Raw genomic sequence first — 23744 nt, forward strand, 5'->3', positions numbered from 1 at the left:
GGCAAAAAAACAGGCGTTTATTTAGCGGATCATCACATGAAAACATGGCATCACACTAAATAATTGAGTGTATGGAAAATAGGTTACTAACAGCAGGCTACTGGATATACTTTATCTTGATCACGATCTTTTTATCCTTATCAAAACCATCGGCCTTAATACTGGGGCGATGCGCATCGCTGGGGAAAAACAGGAAGAAGGTGCCCGGTACGGCGGTGTACACCGTTCCCTCGGCCTCGTAACGGGCTACGTCCCTGGCTTCATCGTAGGGTACGGTAACTTTAGCCTTAGCTACCGGGAACACGCTGATCTTCTCGGCACCCTGTATCACATATTGCAGATCGATCACCTTACGGTGCGATTCCCACAGCGTTTTATCAAAATCCTTGGTAGGGCTTTCGGTCACCGAAGCAAACAGGTCGGTACCTTCAATCGGATATTTACCCGGGGCAAGTTTATCCAGATCGGTGTTTTTTAGATAGGCGAAAGCTTTATCCCATTGGTCTTTATTGGCGGCATACTGGCGGGCAAACTCGGCAGCGTCGGTCGATTCGTGCGGTACAAGCTTTAATCCGTTTAAATAGGCCCGCGCTTTGAACCATTTTTGGGCATCGGTTTGCGCAAACGCGGCGCAGGTTGCTATAATAAACAATAGCAGCAGGGATAACTTTCTCATTTTCGGTTGATAATTGATTTGCTTAAAGGTAAATAATAAGGATAGTATTTATCCAACCTGTGCCATCCTGTTTTGTGTTTGATCCTGTTAAGCCATTTCTCCCAAAAAAACGCCCCAGGTGTAGCATTAAGGTGCTTTTTAACGTAATCTCTATAAACCCGATCATCAAAATGAAACCTATAAAAACACTACCTGTGCTACTGCTGTTAGCAGCCGCCGGCTTATTTACCAACTGCAAAAAAAGTGATAAGGCAGACCCAAACCACCTGGTAAAAGTAGAAGCTACCGTTTATAACAGTGGCGTTGTAGCCGCCGATGGCTGCGACTGGACCATAAAAGTTGGAGACGTATCTTACCACCCTGATAACCTGGGCAATGATTTTAAAGTGGATGCCCAGAAAGTAATTATCGACGCGCAGATCATGGATCAAAAATTTATATGCGGCTGGAGCGCGCAGTTATCGTACCTGCGTTTGAATAGTATTGTTAAGAAGTAACGCGTGGCCAAAAAAGGTTAACACAATGTAACATAGTTTACAACAAAATTTTGTTTAATATATTGATAATCAATTGATTAATTTCAGAAATGAGCAAAACTATGTTACACGGATTTTTTGCAGATAAAATCAGCTTTAATGAGGCTTAAATATGCTTCGTAAAACATCGAAAAAATCCGGAAAATGCAGAGCCAGATAATTATCAGACTCTCGGGTATGCCCGGCTCCTATGCCCGCGTTTACCTTGCAAATGCGAGGCAGATAATTATCTGCCTCTACAATTAATACGGATCCACATCCGGCTGTATAATACTGCCCTTGCTTAGCTTGGTGGTATTAAATTGCAGTATCACATCCTTAATTGTAGCTTTTACTTTTGGCAGCGATATGCCATCCTTTTCAAACTTCATCATGATGGATTTGATAAAGTAATTGCGGATACGGCCCACCAGCGGATATTCGGGGCCGATCACCCTATCGTCAAAATGCTTACGCAGCTCTTTGGCCAAATATTCGGCCTGGTGGTACAGCACTTCGGGGTCTTTATGCTTAATATCTAACTGGATCAGGCGGTAAAACGGCGGATATTTGAAACTCTTCCGTTCGGTCATTTCGGTATTATACAGGTCAACGTAATCGTTCTCTATCACCTGCTTAATTACCCGGTGACCGGGATCATATGTTTGGATCACCACCTTACCCTGCTTACCCCGGCGACCTGCACGACCACTCACTTGCGAGAGCATCTGGAATGCCCGCTCATTAGCGCGGAAGTCGGGGTATTTCAACAGGCTATCGGCGCTGATAATGCCGATGACGGTTACCCCTGCAAAATCCAGGCCCTTGGCCACCATTTGGGTGCCGGCCAAAATATCTATGCGGTGTTCGTCCAAATCGTTCAGGATATTTTGGAACGCGTTTTTAGAGCGGGTGGTATCCAGATCCATGCGGGCTATACGGGCTTCAGGCAGCAGCAACTTCAGTTCATCCTCCACCTTTTCGGTACCGAAACCTTTATATTCCAACTGTGTCGATCCGCAGGCGGGGCATACCGATGGCGATTCTTCCTTGTAGCCGCAGTAGTGGCAATGCAGCTTGCCGCTGCTTTTATGATAGGTAAGGCTTACATCGCAATTAATGCACTTGGGGGTGTAAGCGCAAACCTTACAAATGATGATGGGCGCGTAACCCCGGCGGTTTTGAAACAGGATCACCTGCTCCTTATTGGCCAGTGCCGTGGTAATATCATTCATCAGCACACTGGTAAAGTGCGACTGGATGGTTTTCTTCTTGGTTTCTTCAGCAATGCTTACCACTTCGGTCGTTGGCATTTCTACCCCACCGAAGCGTTCGGTCAGTTCCACAAAGCCGTACTTACCATTATGGGCGTTATAGTACGATTCCATCGACGGCGTAGCCGAACCCAGCAGCACCTTAGCCTTATACATATTGCCCAGGTAAATGGCCGCGTCGCGGGCGTTGTAGCGGGGAGCGGGGTCAAATTGTTTGTACGATGTTTCGTGCTCTTCGTCCACTACGATCAACCCCAAATTACTGAACGGCAAAAACACCGAAGAGCGCGCGCCCAGCACTACACGGTATTGCCCGCTCAGTACCTTTTGCCAAACTTCAACCCGTTCGTTATCATTAAAGCGCGAATGGTATACGCCAATGGCATTACCGAAGTATTTGCGCAGGCGTTCCACAATATGGGTAGTGAGAGCAATTTCGGGCAACAGGTAAAGCACCTGGCGGCCACTGTTTACCATCTCTTCAATCAACCTGATAAAAAGCTGGGTTTTGCCCGATGAGGTTACACCGTGCAGCAATACTACATCCTTCCCTTCAAACTCCTGCCTGATCTCGCCTAAAGCCACCAACTGTGCCTCGCTCAATTCAAAATTGGCTTCCAATTCATCATCACCGCTTTGCAGGCGGCTTACGTTTTTTTCTTCAGCAAAGAAAACTTCCTTTTCTATTAATGATTTGATGATGGCCGATCCGGCACCGCTGGCCTCTGTCAGCTCGTTTTTAGAAACCGCCTTTTGCTTGCGGGATAGCTGGATATAAGCCAGCACGGCGTCGGCTTGTTTAGGGGCACGCTTTTCAAGGATGCTGAATAACTCCTTAAGCTGATCGGGATCGCGGTAAACCGGATTGAGTGTGATAAAGGTGCGCATACGCGGCTTGTAGCGGTCGCTCACTTCTTCAGATATCAGGATGATATTCTTCTCGAACATCAGCTTTAATATCGGCATTACTGTTTTTTGGCCCAGCAGCTTGGCAATGTCGCTAACGGTCAACTCAGGTTGGATTTCCAGCGCATCAACGATCAGGTATTCGCGATCATTAAGCGTATTGCGGTCTATCTCGTACTCTTTGTTAAGCTCTATTTTGGTTTCGCTGGCCAGTTTCAAGGCTGATGGCAGGGCGGCGTTCATTACTTCGCCGGTATTGCACAGGTAGTAATCGGCCAGCCAGGCCCAAAACTGTAGCTGTTGAAGGCTTACAATAGGTGCGGCGTCCAGTATATCCATAATATACTTAGCCTCGTACTTTTCGGGCGCCTGCTCGCTAATGCGGGCGATGATGGCCGTATACATTTTGCTTTTGCCAAACTGCACCACCACGCGTTTACCCACGGCCACCTCATCGTTCATTTCGAACGGAACCCGGTAAGTATAATTAATAGCAATAGCCAGGGGCAATATCACTTCAACAAAAAGCGTTTTTCTGTCGGTATGTTGTCCCTCGGCAAATTCTAACATAAGCTTGCGCGTTTTTATTTGTTACGGAAGGCAGCTAAGGCCAATGTTACCCAGCCGGCAATAAACAGGAAGCCACCAAGCGGTGTTACCGGGCCAAGCGCCGTAAGCCATGGCCAGCCCAAAGCATCGCGGCAGGATAGCAGGTAAAGCGAGCCCGAAAAAAATACAATGCCCAGCGAAAACAGATAGTAGCTGGCCATGATCATGCCGTTTTTAAAACGGGCAAAGGTTGACAGGAACAGCAGGGCGAAAACGTGGTAAAAATGATATTGCACAGCTGTATGCCAGGTTTCAAGGTGCGCAGGTGTAAGCACAGCCTTTAAGCCATGCGCCCCGAATGCTCCCAAAACAACGGCCAGCATGCCAAAAAACGACGCGGTGATGATGATCTGTTTATTCATGTAGCAGGATAGACCGCTAAGTTACCATTTGCAGGCATTAAATTAACGGATTTGACTAAAAATCCTACCTTTGGATGATACAACCATGAGGAAACTGATTATCACCACCCTTATTTTATTGATCGCCACCGTGGCGATAACGGTTGTGTATTTTAAAAATCTGAACCCGCCCGCCGCGCATACTGCCAAAGTGATGCAAAACATCCCCAACACCGCGGCGCTGATCTTCGATTTTGCTAACGATAACGGCTTCTACGATATTTTTGATAATAACAAGTTGCTGAACAGCCTGATAGGTGACAGCAAAATGAAGAATCTTTCGGTACTGCGCGATAAGTTATTGAATGACCCGCTGCTGAAAAACTTCTTTACCGAACAGCATATTTATATTTCCCTACACGGCGAGCAGCGGGATAGCATCGATTTTTTGATCACCGTATCAGGCGGCGAGCAATTCAGCGCTACGCATTTAGACCAGTTGGCGAAGCAAAAAAAATCGGCCCTTATCGTAAGCGAAATTAACCTTGGCGGCAAGGAAGCTTATAACATCTACCTTAAAGACCTGAAGAAGCGCTTTTACCTGGTTAACCTGGGCAACCATATCTTATCCGGCAGTTTTTCTAAAGACCTGGCCACGCAAAGCGCGCAGTATAAACCCGGAAAGAATAGCCCGCCGTTTGTACTCGTTCCCGATCAGCAGAACAGCAATTCGCTGGCTAACCTGTACGTTAACTATGGGCAGTTGAACGCCGTGTTCGACCAGTTTTTTTTGATAAAGAACTACAACCTGCTAAAACCCCTGCGTAACCTGCCTGCCTTAGGCGCCTTAACGCTAAATTACAAAAGCGATGCGCTGATGTTTAACGGCTTCAGTACCATTACGCGTAACCAGCCACTGAGTTATCTCAATGCGTTTGTAAACCAGCAACCGGTTGAGGATAAATTGAAGGACATCTTCCCTTCCACAACCGCGGTTAGCAGCAGCTTTGCCCTGTCGGATACTAAAAAGTTTGTTGCCGATCTATCGCAATATCATGCTAAAGCCGGCTTAACCAACGAAAAGACCGAACTATTTAAAAAGGTTAAAAGTGAAACCGGCGTGCAACTGGATAAGGAGTTTGCCCCCCTGCTGGCCGGCGAATTTGCCATGCTGACCACCCGCTTTGATGAGAAGCTGGCTATCGTAGCTTTAAAAGACGGATCGGCCATGCGCCCGCTGATGGTAAATATCAGCACCATGAGTAATGATAATGTCGGTCAGTTTAAGTTTAATAAACTGCCGTTCTTTTTACTGGGCGATGCCTTCAGCATATTAAACCATCCCTATTTTATGATCCTGGATAATAACCTTATCCTGGCCAATAGCGTAAAGGAACTGGATAGTTATAAGGACAGCTATCTTAACCACAAGTTCCTTTCGAAAACCAGTAGTTATACCGAGTTTGATAATTTGATGGCCGAACGTTGTAATGTGGCCTTCTTTCTACATTTCAGGAATATGTTCCCCATTTTAAAGCGCGACATGAAACCGGCCTTTGTAACATTGTTCAATACAGAAGACGGCGGCCCTAATAAATTTTATGCTTTATCGTGGCAATTCAGCGCATCCGACCTTAATTTTTACACAAATTTCTGCATCCGTCTTAACCATCCCGATAGTACATCAAGTAATAATTAAATTAAAAAAAAAGGCAACTATTGGTGCAATTATTGCGTTAAAAGTGTTAGAAATACATTTTTAATTATTTAACACGATATAACTTTAGTTTATATCTTTATTGCAAGCACTAACCAACTACTGATACTACGGAATGAAGAAATTTCTAATTCTATTATTTTTCCTGGCGCTTCATTCCCGGTTATCAGCACAGCAATTTGCACAGTATAATACCGGTACGCTTTACGACTCGTTCGAGAACCCGTCGCAGAAAGCATTTATACCCGATAGCAGCCGTAAGATCGCTTTCAACCTCTTCTTCCCTAATTTTAACGTTGATGCTACACTTTCGGGCAACGGGGAGAGATCGTTACAAAGCCGGGCTTTCTTAGGCCGCTATACCGAAGAGTTATCGCTAAGTGGTAAAAATTTCAATTATGTAAGGGGTAATACCAACGCTTACCTTTTTATGCTGAAACTGTATACCAATTTAGAGGGAAACCAGGAAGTGGGCATTTTCGCGGGGACCAAGTCTGAAGCACGGGGTGCATTCTCCGACGCGTCGATAGCGGTACTGGCCGATAACACCACATTTGCAAGTAATAGCTATACCGATCTTTTTAATGATCGCTTTAATTACCAGATCTATCATCAAATTGGTGCTACCTATCGTACCGACGTTGATGACCGCTTATCTATTGGTGTTAAGCTAAGCGCTTTGATGGGTATCGTGTATAATAAGATTAATATCGACCGCTCGGTGGTTAATTTCGACAGGCCGAATGATCAGGCATTTTTAAGTCTTGAGGGTGATTACTATGCCAGCTTTGAGCCGGGTAAATTTACCAAACACGATCTATTACCCAGCTTCCGCAACCCTGGTGCCTCAATTAGTTTCGGCACATCGTACATTACAGATGATAAAACCCACGTGCAGTTTAACATTAAAGACCTGGGCTTTATCCATTGGAACAAGCAATCGCTGGTAGGGCATTTTAACAATACGGGGGTGATACAAGGCTTGTCAGAGCGCGGTGTCGAGGACAGCGTTACCAACACTACCGCGGCATTGGTGCAAAGTAACGGGATAGAGCGTAGTTTTACTACACCAACCGATGCGCGAATGGAACTGAGCGCATCTAAGGCTTACTGGCTGTATGGTTCGGCCATAAAGTATACGCCCACGGTTATTCTTTCAAAACAATTATTCTATCCCGGTTTTACCGGCGCTATGGTAAACCATTTCCAGTACAATAACTTTGTAGCTACGTTAACAGGCACTTACGATGATATGAAGTATTTAAGCCTGGGCGCGCAGTTTATGGTAAAATCGCCCAATGCCGAGTTTTTTATCGGCAGCGAACGGATCGGGCAAACCGTCGGCCTACTATCAATGGCACTTAACGACGACCCAAAACGAACCATTAACGCGGGACGTTATACCGGCAGCAATTTTTATATAGGCTTCTCTTTTAAATTCGGGCAGGTTATTGAACACCGGGAAAATGCCAGCTACATACCCATGGGCGATAACCGCGGCTTTATTAAACGTTTTATACAACGCATAACCGGCAAAAGCGATTAGGCCTTTTTTACCCCGGCAATAAAATCCTTTAGATAATACGGCTCGAAATAAGCCACATCCTCAAACTCCCGGTTATTGAATTTGGTTAAGGCGATAGGAGCCATATCGGCAGCATCATTAATGTAATCATTAATAAAGCGGGCATTAGGATGGGTGATGGTATCGCGGCACTTTTCGGCACCATCGCCAAAAAAGTAAACTACATAGTTATTCAGCCAACCAGCAAAGCTGTCCTGATCAATGATCAGCGCGGCCGTTGGCATTGCTTTATCACCGGCGGCATCAAATATGGCGGTAAACACCTCCATGCGGCGCGCGTCGATCATGGGGCAAAACAAGGCGTTCTCCGGATAGTTCCCCTGTAGTTTGCGCACCATCCCGGCTGCCATGGCCTGTAAGGTTTCTATAGCTATTAAAGGTTTATCTAAAGCGTAGCATAAGCCTTTAGCGGTTGATACGCCGATACGCAAACCCGTGTACGAACCCGGCCCGCAGCTTACCGCAACAGCATCCAGGTCTGTATAGGTTTTGCCTGCCGTGGCTAACACTTCGTCAATAAACAAGGTGATCACCTCGGCGTGGATATTGCGTTGGTTTAACAATTTGCCGGCCAGCAGTTGCCCGTTTTGCGTTAGGGCTACCGAGCAGGCGGTAGTAGCGGTTTCTATTTGTAAGATCATTTTAAGTTAAAAGTCAAAATTAAAAAGTTACAAGCGTCGGCCTAAAGTCGTGGGTTAAATATTCCTGACATTTTTTGACTTATACTTTTAACTTTTTGCTTATCACGGTACCGGGTCGTGCCCATGCCCGCCCCAGGGATGGCAGCGGCCAATGCGCTTCAAAGTTAACCATCCGCCCTTAAATGCGCCATGTTTTTTTATAGCTTCTACTCCATATTGCGAGCAGGTGGGTGTATAACGGCACGCGGCGCCCGTTAACGGAGAAATAAAATACTGGTATATTTTTATCAGCAGCAGGAATATGCCGCCAATAATGGCTTTAAATATATTCCACACCCACCTCATCATTTGGCAATTTGCTGGCAAAGCTGAACAAATAGTTTCAGCATCTTCTTCTCAATAAAATCGTACGCGGCAATTTCGGTACCTACGTAAACCAGCGATAAGGCGATGTGCTTATCGTTCTCCATCAAAAAATCGTACAGAAATTGTTGCTTGTGCAGGCGGTAAGCTTCGCGGGTGCGGCGTTTCAACAGGTTACGGTCAACCGCGTGCTTATAGCGTTTTTTAGGCACGGCGAAAACCACCTGTGCGGGTACCTTGCCAGCGGGGACAGGCATCCACGAAACCTTGTAGGGATAACATAAAAAAGAAGAACCGTTATGAAAAAGGCCATCAATAAGCCTTTTATTACATAACCGTTCTTCTTTTGTAAAAGTGTACTTCATTGCCAATTGACCGGAGATATGATTGCGCATAACCGGTCATCACTCCATTACCGGAGCAAGCAATCCGTATTATGCTTTATGACGGCGCTCGTCAGATACTGTTAATCTTTTTCTGCCTTTAGCTCTTCTTGAAGCTAAAACTCGCCTGCCGTTAGCAGATGCCATACGCTCACGGAAACCGTGTTTATTTCTTCTTTTACGCTGAGAGGGCTGAAACGTTCTTTTCATGACTATATATTGCTATTCGTTCCTTTTTAAAACAGGAGTGCAAATGTAGCGTAATTATTTTAAACTTTCAAACGAATTTTAAAATATATCAACACACTAACGGATTGTTATTAACACTGTATAGTTCCGGAGAGTATAACTATTATAAACAACACTATAAACAAGCCGATACAAATGGCAGACCCCCATAATACAATACGAGCGAAATTGTTATGGATCATTTCCAAAACGGCACCGGTAATGATACCAATAAGCGGAAGAATGCATGCCAGGATACCATAACTTAACCAGGCTGCACCCGCACAAACCACAGACATAATTACTCCAAAAAATAAAGCATACCAAAAACGCATAGCTTCAAATATATTATTTTTTGGAATTTAAATATTAATCGTAATATTGCGATTGAATTATGGGCACCACCAAAACAGAAATATTCACCGCCGGGCAAAACCGGCTGGCTATTATGCTAAAGGCGTTGGCGCATCCCGCGCGGGTAGCCATCCTGCAGCATATCATAAAAGCTGATGCCTGTATCTGTGGCGATCTGGTTGATGAACTGGGATTAGCACAAGCCACCATATCGCAGCATCTGAAAGAATTAAAAACCGCCGGATTGATACAGGGTACGATTGAAGGCGTAAGCGTATGTTATTGCATTGAACCTAACGCCTGGAAATTGTTGCAAAGCGAATTGACAGCATTTTTAGGCTCATATACACCAACAGGTAATTGTTGTTAAAAAATTTTTACAAACCCATCGTAATATTGCGATAAAAAAGCACAAGAAAATGAAATGGAGTGATTTTAAAACAAGACTGGAGAAACACCCAGAACTTGAATTGCAATTTCAATATGCCGAAAACAACCGGGTAAACGCGGCATATCATATCACCGAAATTAAACAGGCGCCAATTACCTCGGTTGATTGCGGCGGCGTGGTAAACCACTGGACGGAAGTGATCATTCAGCTTTGGGAGCCGGAAGGCCAGCAACAGGAACGTGCGATGAAAGTGCAAAAAGCGATATCAATTATTGCCGTTGTAGAAAAAGCTCTGCCATTGGCGGATGACGCTATAGTAAAAATTGAGTTTGGTAATGCCGGCTTTGATACGCGTCAAATGCTGCCTAATCAAATTATTGTACAAAACGGCGAATTGCTTGTTGACCTGCGACCAGATACCGTGCAATGTAAAGCACAGGACAGGGGCGGCAGTTGCGGTCCGGCCGCGGACGATTGCTGCGCCCCCGCCAAGCCTAAATTGCAAATGATAAATTTGGCACAGGCCGATGCTTGCTGTACGCCGGGTGGCGGGTGCTGCTGATGGAGGCTCACCCCGACGTTGCTTCGCTCGTCGGGGTGAGTAAAATGAACATTAACACGAAATACACGCAATGAAAAATATATTAGTACTATGCACCGGCAACAGTTGCCGCAGCCAGATAGCCGAGGGCTATTTACGCTATTTTGCGGGCGACCGCGCCAACATTTATAGCGCCGGGATAGAAACCCATGGCGTTAACCCCAAGGCCATCGCCGTAATGGCCGATGACGGCATAGATATCTCCAACCATACGTCAAACAATGTAAATGAATATTTAGGTATTGATTTTGACCTGGTGCTAACCGTTTGCGATAACGCGCAGGAGAACTGCCCTTACTTCCCTACCCAGGCTAAAAAACTGCACTACAACTTCCCCGATCCGGCCAAAGCTACCGGAACACCAGAGGAAGTGATGACCGAATTTAAACGGGTGCGTGGTATGATAAAGGATTATTGCCAGGAACTGGTTAATGCGGAACTATAAACCATTAATAGCCGAATTTACCGGCACATTTTGCCTGGTATTTTGCGGGGCAGGCGCGGTGGTGGTTAATCAGCAAACGCATGGCATTATTGGCCATGCAGGTGTATCGGCAGTGTTTGGGTTAATTGTTATCGCTATGATCTACAGCTTCGGCAGCGAATCGGGCGCGCATATTAATCCGGCGGTTACTATTGGTTTTATGGCAGCAGGGCTATTTCCACCCAAACATGCTTTGTCTTATATTTTAGCACAGGTAGCCGGGGCGATCTTGGCAAGCGCGGCATTAAAAGTATTATTTCCGGCTAATGAGTACCTGGGTAGCACCATTCCCGCGGGCAGCGCCTTGCAATCTTTTGTTCTGGAAGTGATCTTAAGTTTTATCCTGATGCTGGTTATCCTGAAAACATCGCAAGGCGCGAAGGAAACCGGCACACTCGCCGGCTTAGCCATCGGCGCCACCGTAATGCTGGAGGCCTTATTTGGCGGACCTGTCAGCGGGGCCTCCATGAATCCCGCACGCAGCATTGGCCCGGCACTGGTATCGGGGCATGTATCAGTTTTATGGATATACCTGATCGCGCCAACACTTGGCATGGGGGCAGCCAGTTATCTATTTCGCCCGTACCGATCAGCTAATTTGAGTTAGCTGTATAATTAACATTGGATGTTGCCCATTACAGCAATTAAGCCAATGGCTATTAAGGTTGCCAGTATCGAACCGCAAAGCATGCCCCAGGTAATGTTTCTATCAATACTGGAGGTTTTTATTGACACCAGTATACTAACCGACAAAAGCAATAAAGGCGGAATGATAATAGCATATAGATGACTAAATATACTAACACTTGCCATGCTGCAAGCACTCAATAAAGCCATAAAAACACCTGTATATACGTACCGCATATCCTAAGATATATATTTAGTCCTCCAAAATTAAACTGTCTCCGGCGATGATTTCAAAGACGAACCCCTCTTCAATGTGATCACCGTAATCTCTGGCCAGATACCCAGCCTGCCCGAAAATGCCAGGAAGCCAAAGCCGCGGTTGATATACAGGTAACGGTTATGAAATTTGGCTAAACCACCCCAATGCTTGTAACGGTACTGCACCGGGCTCCAGCGCAGGCCCGCCGCTTCGATACCAAACTGCGCCCCATGGGTATGTCCCGACAGTGTAAGATGGATGTTTGCCGGGTGGGTTTTAACGATCTCCTCCCAATGGGTTGGGTCGTGCGAGAGCAGGATCTTGAATGCCTTGGGGTCAACACCTTGCAATGCCTTTTCCAGGTCGCCTACTTTTTTAAAGCCGTGGCCCCAGTTTTGCACGCCGATCAGCGATATTTTTTCGCCGCCTTTTTCCAGTGTTACGTTCTCGTCCAGCATCAGTTTATAATCCATAGCCCAATGGTTAGCTTTCAACTGCTGCAGGTTAGCGGCCTTTTCGGCTTCGCTATCCCAATGGATATAATCGCCATAATCGTGATTGCCTAAAATAGAGAATTGCCCAAACGGCGATTTCAACTGGCGGAAGCGCTCGATATAGGGTTCTATCTCAAAGGCTGCGTTATTCACCAGGTCGCCGGTAAAAACAAACAGATCGCTTTTTTGCGACTGCGCCAGGTTAATGCCACGTTGTACCGCCTCGGCGCTATCAAAGCTGCCCGAGTGGATATCCGATAGCTGGGTAATGGTAAAGCCATCAAACGCCTGCGGCAGATCGGCAAAGTACAGGGTTTCACGATGTACTTTATAATGATATTTCCCGCGCAGTATGGCATACATAAAACCGCTGAACGGTATAGCGGCGATGATCACCGCCAGCTCACTGATAAACTTACGGCGCGAGGGGAAGTAACGCTCGCCGGTGTTTTTATTGGTGCCGATATGGTTAAATATCCCCACAAAAAAGCGCGCGATATCGCCAAGGAACAGCACCAGTATAAATATCAGTTTGGTTACAAAAAAGCTAATGAACAGGCTCAGCATATACTCGTGAAAGGGCCGCATGCCCTGCGCGGTACTGAAGCTGCCGAACCCACTGATAAACAACACCGTAACACCTACCGATATAATAAGGTAACCATAAAGCACAATGCCCTGCCAACGCTTGGACGACCAGTCTAAGGTTAAAGTGCGCAGGCCATGGTACACGTACCAATCCATCAGTAAAGTGATGGCAGCTATGATGAGGAAAACTTTTATAAATCCACCGTTATGCATATATCAATTTTGTATGAATGGCACACAAAATAAGGAAACGATTGAATTGTGGAAATTGTCGGGGTAAAAATGACAGAAAAATAGTGAATTGGGTTTTCGTTGGGGTGATTAACCACCAGTTTATTTAACCACAAAGGGCACAAAGGTTTTTCACAGAGGACACAGAGACTTTTAATAACTCATTTGAGGTTAAAAGGCCACAAAGTAAAGGTGTAATAGCTGGCTTATTAAAAAATTATCGGAGAGGTTCCCTTTGTGCAAACCTTTATGTTCTTTGTGGTTAAACCATCAGCAACAAGGGAATTAGTAAATTACAACACAGCAGGCCGGGTTCGCAAGCACCGGCCCGCTATGTTTAATTTCAAATCGCTCAGCACTTCATCAATAGTTTAAATAACCTTTGGGGAAAGGGATATTTAAATCGTTACTTATTTCAGTTAATTAAAAAGGTATTAAACCTAAGGCAAACCTAATGCCAGTGGCTAAAAAGATGCTTTTTAGCTTATATACTGACGATATTATTAACTATTGGGAAATTTTCGCGGTAAGTTTTTACTCAAAATGGGGCGAGTGTTTCCCCATTGCCGCGTTAGCGATTGCAGCGGATACCGGCCCTGTGGCTAAGGCCACGTGCAGTATGAGCGGAAAGCGCGGGCCGGAGGCAACGCCATTATTTCTTAATTCAAATTAGTAATGCGGATGACGAAACAGTTTAGATAATTGAAAAGCACTGCTACTGCTGCTATCAAGTGTTTGTTCCCGTGCTTCTCTCCAACTCCTCGCTCCCGCACGCATGTCAGCCCTGGCTGTGGGGTTTCCGCTTCGCCCGGGTTTATGTTGAGCGGTTGTGCAATTTGCATTTGCATATCTGCACATTTTCATATTTGCACATTCGCTCCCCCTTTAGGGGGCTGGGGGGGCTAATTTTTCCTACTTTTGCCGCCATGGCAATTACGCAAAACTTCGATAGTATTATTTTTGATCTGGATGGTACCCTGTGGGATTCGACAGCTAACGTGGCCCTGGCCTGGCAAACGGCCAAAAGCAAGGTAGATTACGTGAAGGATGACATCACCCAACAAACCGTACGTTCTATTACCGGTATGGCTTATAATGTGATATTTGATACCCTGTACCCTTATCTTGACGAGGAACGCCGCGAAGAATTTAAAACCCTGTGCGCTAAGCACGAATTGGAGATACTACATAGCAAAGGTGGCGAGTTTTACCCCCAACTGGCCGAAACACTTGCCTACCTGAAAAGCAAGTATCGCCTCTTCATTGTCAGCAATTGCCAGCGCGGCTATATCGAAGTGTTTTTAGGTATGGAGGATATGCTGAGCTATTTTGATGGACACCAATGCTACGGCACTAAAGGGCAGCCTAAATATCAAAACATTATGGATGTAGTTACCGACTTTAACCTACAGACACCCGTTTACATTGGCGACACCACCGGCGACCGTGATTCGGCGCAAAAGGCAGGCGTGCCATTCATCTTTGCCGATTACGGCTTCGGGAAGGTTGATGATGGTTATATTGCCCGTATCAGTCGGTTTGGCGATTTGCAGCAATTGTTGTAAAAATGTGTTTTAACAACAATTAACACTTGTTTTTTGCGTTTGTATGGGGAAAAATCGCATCTTGTAAGCGGTTTGCCCTTATCCAACACAATGAAGAAATTCCTGCTATTAACTGTTGCCTTATTTTTTTCAATAAGTCTTTTTGCCCAGCAAAGTGGCGTTAGTGGTTTAATTACCGACGAAGCCGGTCGGCCCGTTCCATTTGTGAGCGTGCACATAAAAGGCACCACCCGCGGTACATCAGCCAATAGCGAGGGCCGCTACACCCTACCCCTTCCCACCGGCGAATATGAGCTATTATACAAAGCCATCGGTTTTAAGCAGGGCAGCAAAACCATCACTATTAAAGGCGCCGAAACGGTTAACATCCAACTGAAGACCGAAACCTACGAACTGAAGAACGTAACCATCCGCGCAGGCGCCGAGGATCCGGCCTATGCCATCATCCGTAAGGCTATTAAAAAACGTAAGGGCTACCTGAACGAGGTAAAGGCCTTTAGCTGCGATGTATATATCAAGGGTTTGCAAAAATTGCTGGACGCTCCTAAGCGCTTCCTTGGCCGCGATATTAATGAGGTGGCCCGCGAGGCTGGCCTGGATTCTAACCGCCGCGGTATTATTTACCTGTCGGAGTCCGAATCGAAATACAGTTTTAAGCGCCCTAACGAAGAGCACGAGGAAATGATCTCATCAAAGGTATCGGGCAATAACCGCGCGTTCAGCTTTAACCGCGCCAGCGATTTTAAAGTAAACTTTTACGAGAACCTGCTGGATTGGGACGGCCTGAGCAACCGCCCCTTCGTATCGCCCATTGCCGATAACGCCCTGTTTTACTACAACTATAAATACATGGGCTTCACTACCGAAAACGGCGAGACCATCAACAAGATAAAGGTGATCCCCAAGCGCGCGCACGACCCGGTTTTCGACGGTTACATCTACATTATTGATGATAGCTGGCGCCTGCACAGTGTGGACCTGTCCATGTCTAAGCGATCCAACATCTTCCTGCTGGATACGCTGAAGATCAACCAGCAGTTTTTACCGGTTGATAAAAACGCGTGGATGCCATCGTCGGTTAAGTTTGAATTTACGGGCGGCTTCCTGGGCTTCAAGTTTGGCGGCTATTTTATCGGCATCTTTAAAAATTACGATATCGAACCCGGCTTCGCCAAAAACTCGTTTAACGAGGTGATGCGCATTACCAAAGGCGTCAACAAAAAGGATTCGACCTATTGGCAAAACTCGCGCCCTATCCCACTAACCGACGAAGAGATCACCGATTACAAGAAAAAGGATAAACTGGCCGCCAGGCGCGAATCGAAGCCCTACCTCGATTCCATCGACGCGAAACGCAACAAGTTCAATATTGGCAAGCTGATCATCGGCAGTGGCTATTCTCATTACAACCGTTATGACAGGGAATCGTACCATTTCAATTCATTGAGCCAATCATTATTATTTAATACGGTGGAAGGTTTCGCAATTGATTATGGCGCCGGCTTCAGGAAGCAAATAGACAGTAATACCAACCGCAATTTAAACTTGGCTGGTAAGATCCGTTATGGCTTCGCCAATCAAAAATGGCATGGCAGCATTTATGGCAATATATCCAACCGCGAGTTATCATTTAACTGGGCGGCAGGCAGCGATGTGGTAGATATGAACGACCGCCAACCCATATCGCCCTGGTGGAATACCACGCACAGCTTACTGTTTCGCCAAAATTTCGAGAAACTCTACGATAAGCAATTTGCAAATTTAGGGATAAACACCCGTGTTATCGGCACCTGGACGGCCGGCATCAATGCCGAATATGCCAACCGCAAATGGTTGCCTAATGCATCAAACTATAGCATATTTAACCCGGGCAACAGGCAGTACACATCAAACAACCCGCTACAGCCTAATGCCGATGTGCCGCTTTTTGCCGAAAACCAATCGTTTAAGGTTACGCTGCGCACCAGTTACGATTTTAGCAACAAATACTCCACCTATCCCAACGGCCGCCGTTACGAGCCATCCAAATACCCGCGTGTAGATCTGAACTTTACGCACGCGTTTAGCAATGTATTTGGTTCGGATGTGGATTACAGCCTTGTTAATGCCGATATCACCAAAAGCAATATGAACCTGGGCATGCTGGGCAAAACATCGTTTTACATTGGCGCAGGCAAATTCTTATCAGCCAAAAGCCTGACTTATGTAGATTACCGCCACTTCTCGGGTAACGAGATCAGGTTTTATACCGCCGATATCAACAAATTCATGCTGCTGGACTACTACACCTACAGCACACCCGACCAGTACCTGGAGGGCCACTTCGAGCAAAACTTCTCGGGCTTTTTCCTCAACAAGCTACCGCTTATCCGTAAGCTAAAGCTACAGGAGATCGTAGATGTAAACTACCTCACCACCCCTGCCCTGCATAACTATACCGAACTGGGCTTCGGTGTGCAGTACCTGGGCTTCAGGGTGATGTTTGCCAAATCGTTCAACACAGGCGATAATTTGAGCAATGCGTTGCGGATTGGGGTGAAGCTTTAAACTCAAGAGTTTAACCACAGAGAGCACAGAGATTTTCACAGAGGACACAGAGTTAGGATAATTATAATTTTATCTCTGTGTCCTCTGTGGTTCTTTCTCTGTGCCCTCCGTGGTTAAATAATCAGCAGAATCGTGGTTAAATTGCCATCACTTATTCCTATCTTAGCACTCTTTTAACATTTGTAATGAACACATTTTACGGGACCGGGGTGGCTATGGTAACCCCTTTTCAGGCAGACGGACAGGTTGATTACGAGGGTTTAACAAACCTCATCAACCATTTGATTGACGGCGGCGTGGAGTACTTAGTATCATTAGGTACAACAGGCGAAAGCGCTACTTTAAGTAAGGACGAGAAGAAGAAGGTATTTGAGTTTACTGCCAAAACCGTAAATAAGCGTGTCAGGTTAATAGCCGGTATTGCCGGTAATAACACTTACGAAGTGGTTGAGCAATTGCGCGCGTTCGATACTACCGGTTACGATGCCATCCTGTCGGCCAGCCCGCATTATAATAAACCAACGCAGGAAGGTATTTACCAGCACTACCGCGCCCTTGCAGAAAATACACCATTGCCTATTATTTTATATAACGTACCCAGCCGCACCGGCAGCACCATGAGCGCTACCACCACCCTGCGCCTGGCGAATGATTTTAAAAACATCATTGGTATAAAAGAGGCTTCGGGCAGCTTTGATATTTTTAACCAGATCATGCGCGATAAACCGGAGGGTTTTATGCTGATATCGGGCGATGACGCGATTACCCTGCCCATGATGGCCCTGGGTGCCGTAGGTCATATCTCGGTTGTGGGCAACGCGCTGCCAAGGCAATCGTCGGATATGGTGCGCTTGTGCCTGCAGGGCGATTTTAAGGCTGCTACCAAACTGCACAGCAGCCTGGTTGAGTTTACCCATCTGATGTTTATTGATGGTAGCCCGGCCGGCGTTAAAACCGCGCTGAAGCAATTAGGCGTTTGCGGCGATGTGGTACGCTTACCACTGGTGCAGGTGGGCGCCAAAACCGCCGAAGCTATTATTAACGAAACGCAAAAAATATCGGCAGAAAAAATATTTGCATAATTGCCGATACCTATAAAGCTAAAAAAGCCGGCCCCTAAAACAGAGGCCGGCTTTTCTATATCATGTAAAGCGTAGTTTAAAACTATTCTTTGTTTTTAGCTTCCTGTACTTCTAAACGTATGGCTTGTGCCAGGTTTTTCAGTTCCTGCATACCTTTACGCACACGCGTACCGGCAGCGCTGTTGCCTTTGTTGTAAAATTTTTCGGCATCAGCTTCCAGCGATGCGATCAGGCTCTTCACTTCATTAAATTTTTTCATTTTAAGTTACTCCTTTAAATAGTTGAGGTTTATTGTTTGTTTAAGCTAATCTAAATTGTTTTTTTATTAAAAAAAAATTTTCAAAGCTAAAAGCGCTTCAAAAAGCTATTATTTTAAGGTTTTTAATAAAAAATATCGTTAATAATATGCTTTTGGTAAATATGTTTAAACATGAAAGCTTATTTAAACTAATAAGCAACACGGACAACAAAACTTATTGCTATATTTTACATATTTAATTTGGCATATATTTTTATCCCGTTACGCATGGCTTGCCCAATAGAATATCCTTGTGAAATTATACGGATAAATCCTTCAGTTTGTTCCATAAAAAACGCCCCCGGTAAACCGGGGGCGCTATATCTATTTCATTCATTTGCACATTTGCACATTTGCATATTCGCCTATCTGCACATTAGTTACTCCCTTTAGGGGCTTGGGGCTACCTGTCCTTAATATCCTTATAATCGCGGGTGGTGGCGCCAACATAAACCTGTCGCGGACGGCCAATAGGTTCTTTATTTTCCTTCATTTCCTTCCACTGCGCTATCCATCCCGGTAAGCGGCCCAGTGCAAACAGCACGGTAAACATTTCGGTTGGGAAACCTAAAGCACGGTAGATGATACCCGAGTAAAAATCTACGTTAGGGTATAACTTACGTTCCACAAAGTACGGGTCTTTCAAGGCTACTTCTTCGAGGCGCTTGGCTATATCCAGCACCTCGTCGTCGATACCCATTTCTTCCAATATATCGTCGCAGGCTTTTTTAATGATCTTGGCGCGCGGGTCGAAGTTTTTGTATACACGGTGGCCAAAGCCCATCAGGCGGAACGGATCGTTCTTGTCCTTCGCTTTTTTGATCCATTTATCGGTATCGCCGCCGTCTTCTTTAATTTTTTCCAGCATTTCTATCACCGCCTGGTTAGCGCCGCCATGCAGCGGGCCCCACAGGGCAGATATACCTGCCGAAATAGAAGCATACAGGTTAGCATCACTTGAACCTACGATACGCACGGTTGATGCCGAGCAGTTTTGCTCGTGATCGGCGTGCAGGATCAGCAGCTTGTTCATGGCGTTTATCACTACCGGTTTCAGTTCAACTTCCTCGGTGCGCTGGCCAAAGGTCATGTGCAGGAAGTTGGTTACGTAATCGTATTTATTTTGCGGGTAGATGAAAGGATGGCCCAACGATTTTTTGTAGATCCAGGATACGATGGTGCTCATCTTGGCGATCAGCTTAATGATCTCCAGGTTGATCTCGTCGGCATTCAGGCCGGGTTTCAGCGATGCCGGGTTGAAAGCTGCCAGGGCACCGATCAGCGACGACAACTGCCCCATTGGATGCGAACCCGACGGGAAACCATCGAAGAATTTCTTCATATCCTCGTGCACCAGGGTATGGCGGCTGATAAGGGTTTGAAACTCGTTCAGTTGGCTGGCGGTTGGTAATTCGCCGTATATCAAAAGGTAGGCAACTTCAATAAAGGTCGATTTTTCGGCAATTTGCTCTATCGGGTAACCGCGGTATTTCAGTATCCCCAATTCGCCATCTAAAAAAGTAATGGCGCTTTTGGTAGCACCGGTATTTTTGTAACCAACATCAAGCGTGATATAACCCGACAGGTCCCTTAATTTAGAAATATCGATAGCTTTTTCATTTTCCGAACCCTCAATTACGGGCAGATCATATGTTTTATCCCCTATTTTTAGCTGTGCTGTTTCCGACATAGAAAATTTAATTGTATACGTAACAAATGTAATTAAATCTGCGTATTATTATCCCCTCATAAAAAATTTACTGTTTGTAAAATTATCTTTGCTAAATTATAAACCGACAGATATTTTTACATAATAGCTTCTTTCCCGATTGTAAATGTATACGCTGACAGGGGTCTTTTTGCTCGCCAATGAAAACAGAACCTCCGGCTTTATGCTGGCAGGCTTTGCTTTGTTATTGGTAGCCTTAGCCGGCTTTATGCTATACAAAAAGCTAAAGCGCCTGCGCGAAGAACCTGAAGAAGACGATGATGAACCCGAAAGCGAACCCATTGCCCCGGCACAACCGGCTGTAAAATTTACGGCAGCAGCCCCAGCGCCGGAGCCTGAGTTAATTGCCCCGCCCCCACCGTCAATACCTGCGCCGGCACCTGTTATAACGGCAATACCTATGAAGGCACCTGCCGAAGAGCCTGTACGGATGCCCGAACCGGTCTATCATCAAAACGGTGTGGTAAATGCAGACAGCAACAAGGAATTATCGGCCATACTTAATTCGTTAACCGATATTATTTTTGAGTACGACGAGCATAAGGTTTGCCTTAACCTTTGGTACAATAAGGCTGCTAAGTTTGCCGTCGACCTGGAAATATTTCGCGGTAAAACAGTTACCGATGTGCTGGGCGCCGAAAAGGCAAAAACCATTAACGACGCGCTGGACTTTGTAGCCGCCAATGGTGTAGCTACTACTATCGAGTTTTCATCGTTCTTTGGTTCGGGCAAGTGGTTCCAATCGCACATCAGTCCGGTGTTTGATGAGAAGGGACGGCTTACGGGCAACACCACATCATTGGTAACAGATATTACCGAACTAAAAAAGCACGCTATAGCGTTAAAGGCCAAGCAGCAGCAATTGCTGGAAGCCCAAAAAGTTGCCCGACTGGGCGACTGGGTGTACGACCTGGAACATAAGCAAACTACGTGGTCGGAGAATTTGTATGCCTTACTGGAGATAGACAGCCTGCCCAAAGGGCAAAATCACTTTGAATATTACATCAGCCGTGTGCAGGCCGATGACCGCCGGGCGGTTTACCAGTTCTTCGCGGATGTATCGGGCAATAACCACCACGATAATCAGCATAAGATATTAACCGCCAAAAACAACCTGCGCTATTTCCGCATCACCCGTGGCGATGCTGTTAAGAACGATAAAGGGCAGGTGATACGCGTTACCGGGGTGATACAGGATATTACCGAAAACCGGGTGATTGAGCGTACCATTAAAAAAACACAGCTTGAATTGCGCGAAGCACAAACAATAGCCAAAATTGGTAACTGGAAATGGTACCCGGGCCAGCGGGACATTGCATGGTCGCCCGAGGTGTATTATATATATGGTGTAGACCCAAACACTGTTAAAGCAGGCTACAGCCACTTTAAATTACTGCTTAAGTATGTGCACCCAAGCGATAAGGGCATATTATTAGGCTTCCTGAAAAACCCTATCAATTTACGCCGTTCATCGTACGAATTCCGGATCATCACGCCTGCCGGTAAGATCAAATTCCTGAGCTTGGTGATCACCAAGGTTAAATATGATGAACAAGGCTGTGTACGTAGTGTAATAGGCACTTTACAGGATATATCCGACCGTAAAAATGCCGAAATTAATATCCAGCAAACCGAAGATAACTACAAGCAGGTGCTGGAGGGTATTAAACTGGCAGCCATAACGCTTGATAAAAGCGGGAATATCGTTTACTGCAACAAGTTTTTGGCCAACCTGCTGGGTTACCGGCAGGACGAAGTGGTGGGCCTTAACTGGTACGCTAATTTTATCCCGGATAATTTAAGGTCGGTTTTTAAGGATTGGTACGTAAACCATCACATCAAATCGCACTATGTTAACCCCATCATATGCCATAACGGAGAGCAACGGGTCATCAGCTGGCAAAACACCACCATTTACGACGAGAACGGCCATATTAAACAAACCACCAGCATTGGCGAAGATATAACCGATCAGCAAAAAGACCGGCAATTACTTATTAATGCAAAAGAGCAGGCAGAAAAGTCATCGCATTTTAAATCGGAATTTCTGAGCACCATGAGCCATGAGATCCGCACCCCGATGAATGCGGTAATTGGCACTACTAACCTGCTGCTGGAGGAAAACCCGCGCGCCGATCAGCTGCCTTACCTGAACAGCCTTAAATTTTCGGGCGAGAACCTGCTGGGCATTATCGACGATATACTTGATTACAATAAGATAGAGGCCGGCAAACTGGAATTGAACAAGGTGGCCCTTAACCTTAACACCCTGATCAATAATATCAGGCAATCGTTCCAGGTGCGGGTGATGGAGAAAAAACTGGACCTTATTGTAGAGGTAGACCAGCTGATTCCCAAAAACCTGCTTGGCGATCCGATCCGTATCAGCCAGATATTAAATAACCTCATCAGCAACGCGGTTAAATTTACCCATAAGGGTAGCATTACCATATTGGTGCGCGAGGAAACCCGCAATGGCAATAAAATAAAGATCAACTTCACCGTTGCCGATACGGGTATAGGGATAGATCCGCAAAACCTGGAGAAAATATTTGAACCTTTTGTGCAGGAAAACAACCTTAGGGAAAACTATGGTGGCACAGGCTTAGGCTTGGCCATTATCAAGCGCCTGGTTGAACTGCATGGCAGCCGGATAAAGGCAAGCAGCGCCCTGGGTAAAGGCACGCAGTTTAACTTCACTATCGAATTTGAATATACCGCCGAACCGGTGAGTAAACCGCAGCTAAACCCGGTACAAAAAATGCAGGAGGGCGACCTTACCGGCATGAAGGTACTGGTGGTTGACGATAATAAAATGAATATCCTGATAGCCAGTCGCTTCCTTAATAAATGGAACGTCACCATCAGCGAGGCTAATAATGGCCTGGTAGCTACCGAAATGGCCGCCCAAAACAGTTACGACCTCATTATTATGGACCTGCAAATGCCGGTAATGGATGGCTTTGAGGCCACTAAAGCAATTAAACAAACGCAACCCGATCTGCCTATCATCGCCCTAACCGCCGATGCCATGCCCGAAACTTACACCAAAGCCCACGAATGCGGCATGGACGATTACCTGACCAAACCCTTTATGCCCGAGATACTGTTTGAAAAAGTATCCAAGCATTATAAGATACCGGTTGTGGATTAGTCATTGGTCAACAGTCAAACATGCTGCGCATGTTTGCAGAAGCAAAAGAGGCCCGGTGCTTACGCATCCGGGCCTCTTTATTTTCACTAATGACAGCGAAGT

At 45.8% G+C, this 23744-nt stretch carries 21 protein-coding genes; 11 read left to right on the plus strand and 10 right to left on the minus strand.

The annotated features are described in order from the left end of the window. Positions 1-97: 97 nt before the first annotated feature. Positions 98-676: a YhcH/YjgK/YiaL family protein gene (locus HQ865_RS16010; RefSeq protein ID WP_173415862.1), complete on the minus strand. Its 579-nt coding sequence runs from the start codon at positions 674-676 to the stop codon at positions 98-100. Positions 677-846: 170 nt separating this feature from the next. On the opposite strand from HQ865_RS16010, the gene HQ865_RS16015 reads away from it, so the two are divergent. Next, a complete protein-coding gene (locus HQ865_RS16015) occupies positions 847-1173 on the plus strand; it encodes a hypothetical protein (RefSeq protein ID WP_173415863.1) in 327 nt (108 codons plus the stop codon). Positions 1174-1454: 281 nt separating this feature from the next. Here HQ865_RS16015 and priA read toward each other — a convergent pair whose 3' ends face one another. Beyond that, complete coding sequence (gene priA / locus HQ865_RS16020; protein ID WP_173415864.1) at positions 1455-3941, minus strand: replication restart helicase PriA; 2487 nt, start codon at positions 3939-3941, stop codon at positions 1455-1457. Positions 3942-3955: 14 nt separating this feature from the next. Beyond that, positions 3956-4342: a DUF423 domain-containing protein gene (locus tag HQ865_RS16025; RefSeq protein ID WP_173415865.1), complete on the minus strand. Its 387-nt coding sequence runs from the start codon at positions 4340-4342 to the stop codon at positions 3956-3958. Positions 4343-4427: 85 nt separating this feature from the next. On the opposite strand from HQ865_RS16025, the gene HQ865_RS16030 reads away from it, so the two are divergent. Next, positions 4428-6020, plus strand: a complete 1593-nt coding sequence (locus tag HQ865_RS16030) for a hypothetical protein (protein WP_173415866.1) — start codon at positions 4428-4430, stop codon at positions 6018-6020. A gap of 133 nt (positions 6021-6153) precedes the next feature. Then, complete coding sequence (locus HQ865_RS16035) at positions 6154-7584, plus strand: DUF5723 family protein (protein WP_173415867.1); 1431 nt, start codon at positions 6154-6156, stop codon at positions 7582-7584. On the opposite strand, the gene tsaB is transcribed toward HQ865_RS16035, so the two are convergent. The 4 genes from tsaB to rpmH all read right to left on the minus strand — a co-directional run bounded on the left by tsaB (position 7581) and on the right by rpmH (position 9220). Next, a complete protein-coding gene (gene tsaB / locus HQ865_RS16040) occupies positions 7581-8264 on the minus strand; it encodes a tRNA (adenosine(37)-N6)-threonylcarbamoyltransferase complex dimerization subunit type 1 TsaB (protein ID WP_173415868.1) in 684 nt (227 codons plus the stop codon). The two genes, HQ865_RS16035 and tsaB, sit on opposite strands and share 4 nt — an antisense overlap. Before the next feature lie 102 nt (positions 8265-8366). Then, entirely contained in the window at positions 8367-8612 is a 246-nt protein-coding gene (gene yidD / locus HQ865_RS16045) for a membrane protein insertion efficiency factor YidD (protein ID WP_394353348.1), read from the minus strand. Next, positions 8609-9022 carry a ribonuclease P protein component gene (locus HQ865_RS16050; RefSeq protein ID WP_173415869.1) on the minus strand — a complete coding sequence of 138 codons (414 nt, stop codon included), beginning with the start codon at positions 9020-9022 and terminating at the stop codon, positions 8609-8611. The genes yidD and HQ865_RS16050 overlap by 4 nt, the downstream gene beginning before the upstream one ends. 39 nt (positions 9023-9061) lie before the next feature. Beyond that, the gene (rpmH, locus tag HQ865_RS16055) at positions 9062-9220 is read right to left on the minus strand and encodes a 50S ribosomal protein L34 (protein ID WP_173415870.1); all 159 of its coding nucleotides are present in this window, start codon (positions 9218-9220) and stop codon (positions 9062-9064) included. A gap of 412 nt (positions 9221-9632) precedes the next feature. Here rpmH and HQ865_RS16060 point away from each other — a divergent pair, with 412 nt between their 5' ends. The 4 genes from HQ865_RS16060 (at position 9633) to HQ865_RS16075 (ending at position 11675) form a co-directional block, all read left to right on the plus strand. Next, positions 9633-9962, plus strand: coding sequence for an ArsR/SmtB family transcription factor (locus tag HQ865_RS16060; protein ID WP_173415871.1), 330 nt, complete (start codon positions 9633-9635; stop codon positions 9960-9962). Positions 9963-10011: 49 nt separating this feature from the next. After that, a complete protein-coding gene (locus HQ865_RS16065) occupies positions 10012-10545 on the plus strand; it encodes a DUF6428 family protein (protein ID WP_173415872.1) in 534 nt (177 codons plus the stop codon). 70 nt (positions 10546-10615) lie between these two features. Next, positions 10616-11029, plus strand: a complete 414-nt coding sequence (locus tag HQ865_RS16070) for an arsenate reductase ArsC (protein WP_173415873.1) — start codon at positions 10616-10618, stop codon at positions 11027-11029. Then, positions 11016-11675, plus strand: coding sequence for an aquaporin (locus HQ865_RS16075; RefSeq protein ID WP_173415874.1), 660 nt, complete (start codon positions 11016-11018; stop codon positions 11673-11675). The genes HQ865_RS16070 and HQ865_RS16075 overlap by 14 nt, the downstream gene beginning before the upstream one ends. Positions 11676-11962: 287 nt before the next feature. Here HQ865_RS16075 and HQ865_RS16080 read toward each other — a convergent pair whose 3' ends face one another. Beyond that, positions 11963-13249, minus strand: a complete 1287-nt coding sequence (locus HQ865_RS16080; protein WP_173415875.1) for a metallophosphoesterase — start codon at positions 13247-13249, stop codon at positions 11963-11965. A 944-nt stretch (positions 13250-14193) separates the two neighbouring features. Between HQ865_RS16080 and HQ865_RS16085 the strand changes: the two genes are divergently transcribed. The 3 genes from HQ865_RS16085 (at position 14194) to dapA (ending at position 18461) form a co-directional block, all read left to right on the plus strand. After that, on the plus strand, positions 14194-14832 hold the full coding sequence (locus HQ865_RS16085; protein WP_173415876.1) for an HAD family hydrolase: 639 nt from the start codon (positions 14194-14196) through the stop codon (positions 14830-14832). A 90-nt stretch (positions 14833-14922) separates the two neighbouring features. Continuing rightward, positions 14923-17379: a DUF5686 and carboxypeptidase regulatory-like domain-containing protein gene (locus tag HQ865_RS16090; protein WP_173415877.1), complete on the plus strand. Its 2457-nt coding sequence runs from the start codon at positions 14923-14925 to the stop codon at positions 17377-17379. A 185-nt stretch (positions 17380-17564) separates the two neighbouring features. Then, entirely contained in the window at positions 17565-18461 is an 897-nt protein-coding gene (dapA, locus tag HQ865_RS16095) for a 4-hydroxy-tetrahydrodipicolinate synthase (RefSeq protein WP_173415878.1), read from the plus strand. Between the two features lie 82 nt (positions 18462-18543). Here dapA and HQ865_RS16100 read toward each other — a convergent pair whose 3' ends face one another. Further along, positions 18544-18720, minus strand: coding sequence for a histone H1 (locus HQ865_RS16100; protein WP_173415879.1), 177 nt, complete (start codon positions 18718-18720; stop codon positions 18544-18546). Positions 18721-19162: 442 nt separating this feature from the next. Then, on the minus strand, positions 19163-20449 hold the full coding sequence (locus HQ865_RS16105) for a citrate synthase (protein ID WP_173415880.1): 1287 nt from the start codon (positions 20447-20449) through the stop codon (positions 19163-19165). A 145-nt stretch (positions 20450-20594) separates the two neighbouring features. Between HQ865_RS16105 and HQ865_RS16110 the strand changes: the two genes are divergently transcribed. Then, entirely contained in the window at positions 20595-23642 is a 3048-nt protein-coding gene (locus tag HQ865_RS16110; protein ID WP_173415881.1) for a PAS domain-containing hybrid sensor histidine kinase/response regulator, read from the plus strand. Positions 23643-23744: the final 102 nt, after the last annotated feature.

The organism is Mucilaginibacter mali, assembly GCF_013283875.1.
In the GTDB taxonomy this organism is placed as follows: Bacteria; Bacteroidota; Bacteroidia; order Sphingobacteriales; family Sphingobacteriaceae; genus Mucilaginibacter; species Mucilaginibacter mali.

Coding starts and splice junctions, on each gene's coding strand:
- HQ865_RS16010 (WP_173415862.1), bottom strand. CDS start 676: ATGAGAAAGTTATCCCTGCTGCTATTGTTTATTATAGCAACCTGCGCC.
- HQ865_RS16015 (WP_173415863.1), top strand. CDS start 847: ATGAAACCTATAAAAACACTACCTGTGCTACTGCTGTTAGCAGCCGCC.
- priA (WP_173415864.1), bottom strand. CDS start 3,941: ATGTTAGAATTTGCCGAGGGACAACATACCGACAGAAAAACGCTTTTT.
- HQ865_RS16025 (WP_173415865.1), bottom strand. CDS start 4,342: ATGAATAAACAGATCATCATCACCGCGTCGTTTTTTGGCATGCTGGCC.
- HQ865_RS16030 (WP_173415866.1), top strand. CDS start 4,428: ATGAGGAAACTGATTATCACCACCCTTATTTTATTGATCGCCACCGTG.
- HQ865_RS16035 (WP_173415867.1), top strand. CDS start 6,154: ATGAAGAAATTTCTAATTCTATTATTTTTCCTGGCGCTTCATTCCCGG.
- tsaB (WP_173415868.1), bottom strand. CDS start 8,264: ATGATCTTACAAATAGAAACCGCTACTACCGCCTGCTCGGTAGCCCTA.
- yidD (WP_394353348.1), bottom strand. CDS start 8,612: ATGATGAGGTGGGTGTGGAATATATTTAAAGCCATTATTGGCGGCATA.
- HQ865_RS16050 (WP_173415869.1), bottom strand. CDS start 9,022: ATGCGCAATCATATCTCCGGTCAATTGGCAATGAAGTACACTTTTACA.
- rpmH (WP_173415870.1), bottom strand. CDS start 9,220: ATGAAAAGAACGTTTCAGCCCTCTCAGCGTAAAAGAAGAAATAAACAC.
- HQ865_RS16060 (WP_173415871.1), top strand. CDS start 9,633: ATGGGCACCACCAAAACAGAAATATTCACCGCCGGGCAAAACCGGCTG.
- HQ865_RS16065 (WP_173415872.1), top strand. CDS start 10,012: ATGAAATGGAGTGATTTTAAAACAAGACTGGAGAAACACCCAGAACTT.
- HQ865_RS16070 (WP_173415873.1), top strand. CDS start 10,616: ATGAAAAATATATTAGTACTATGCACCGGCAACAGTTGCCGCAGCCAG.
- HQ865_RS16075 (WP_173415874.1), top strand. CDS start 11,016: ATGCGGAACTATAAACCATTAATAGCCGAATTTACCGGCACATTTTGC.
- HQ865_RS16080 (WP_173415875.1), bottom strand. CDS start 13,249: ATGCATAACGGTGGATTTATAAAAGTTTTCCTCATCATAGCTGCCATC.
- HQ865_RS16085 (WP_173415876.1), top strand. CDS start 14,194: ATGGCAATTACGCAAAACTTCGATAGTATTATTTTTGATCTGGATGGT.
- HQ865_RS16090 (WP_173415877.1), top strand. CDS start 14,923: ATGAAGAAATTCCTGCTATTAACTGTTGCCTTATTTTTTTCAATAAGT.
- dapA (WP_173415878.1), top strand. CDS start 17,565: ATGAACACATTTTACGGGACCGGGGTGGCTATGGTAACCCCTTTTCAG.
- HQ865_RS16100 (WP_173415879.1), bottom strand. CDS start 18,720: ATGAAAAAATTTAATGAAGTGAAGAGCCTGATCGCATCGCTGGAAGCT.
- HQ865_RS16105 (WP_173415880.1), bottom strand. CDS start 20,449: ATGTCGGAAACAGCACAGCTAAAAATAGGGGATAAAACATATGATCTG.
- HQ865_RS16110 (WP_173415881.1), top strand. CDS start 20,595: ATGTATACGCTGACAGGGGTCTTTTTGCTCGCCAATGAAAACAGAACC.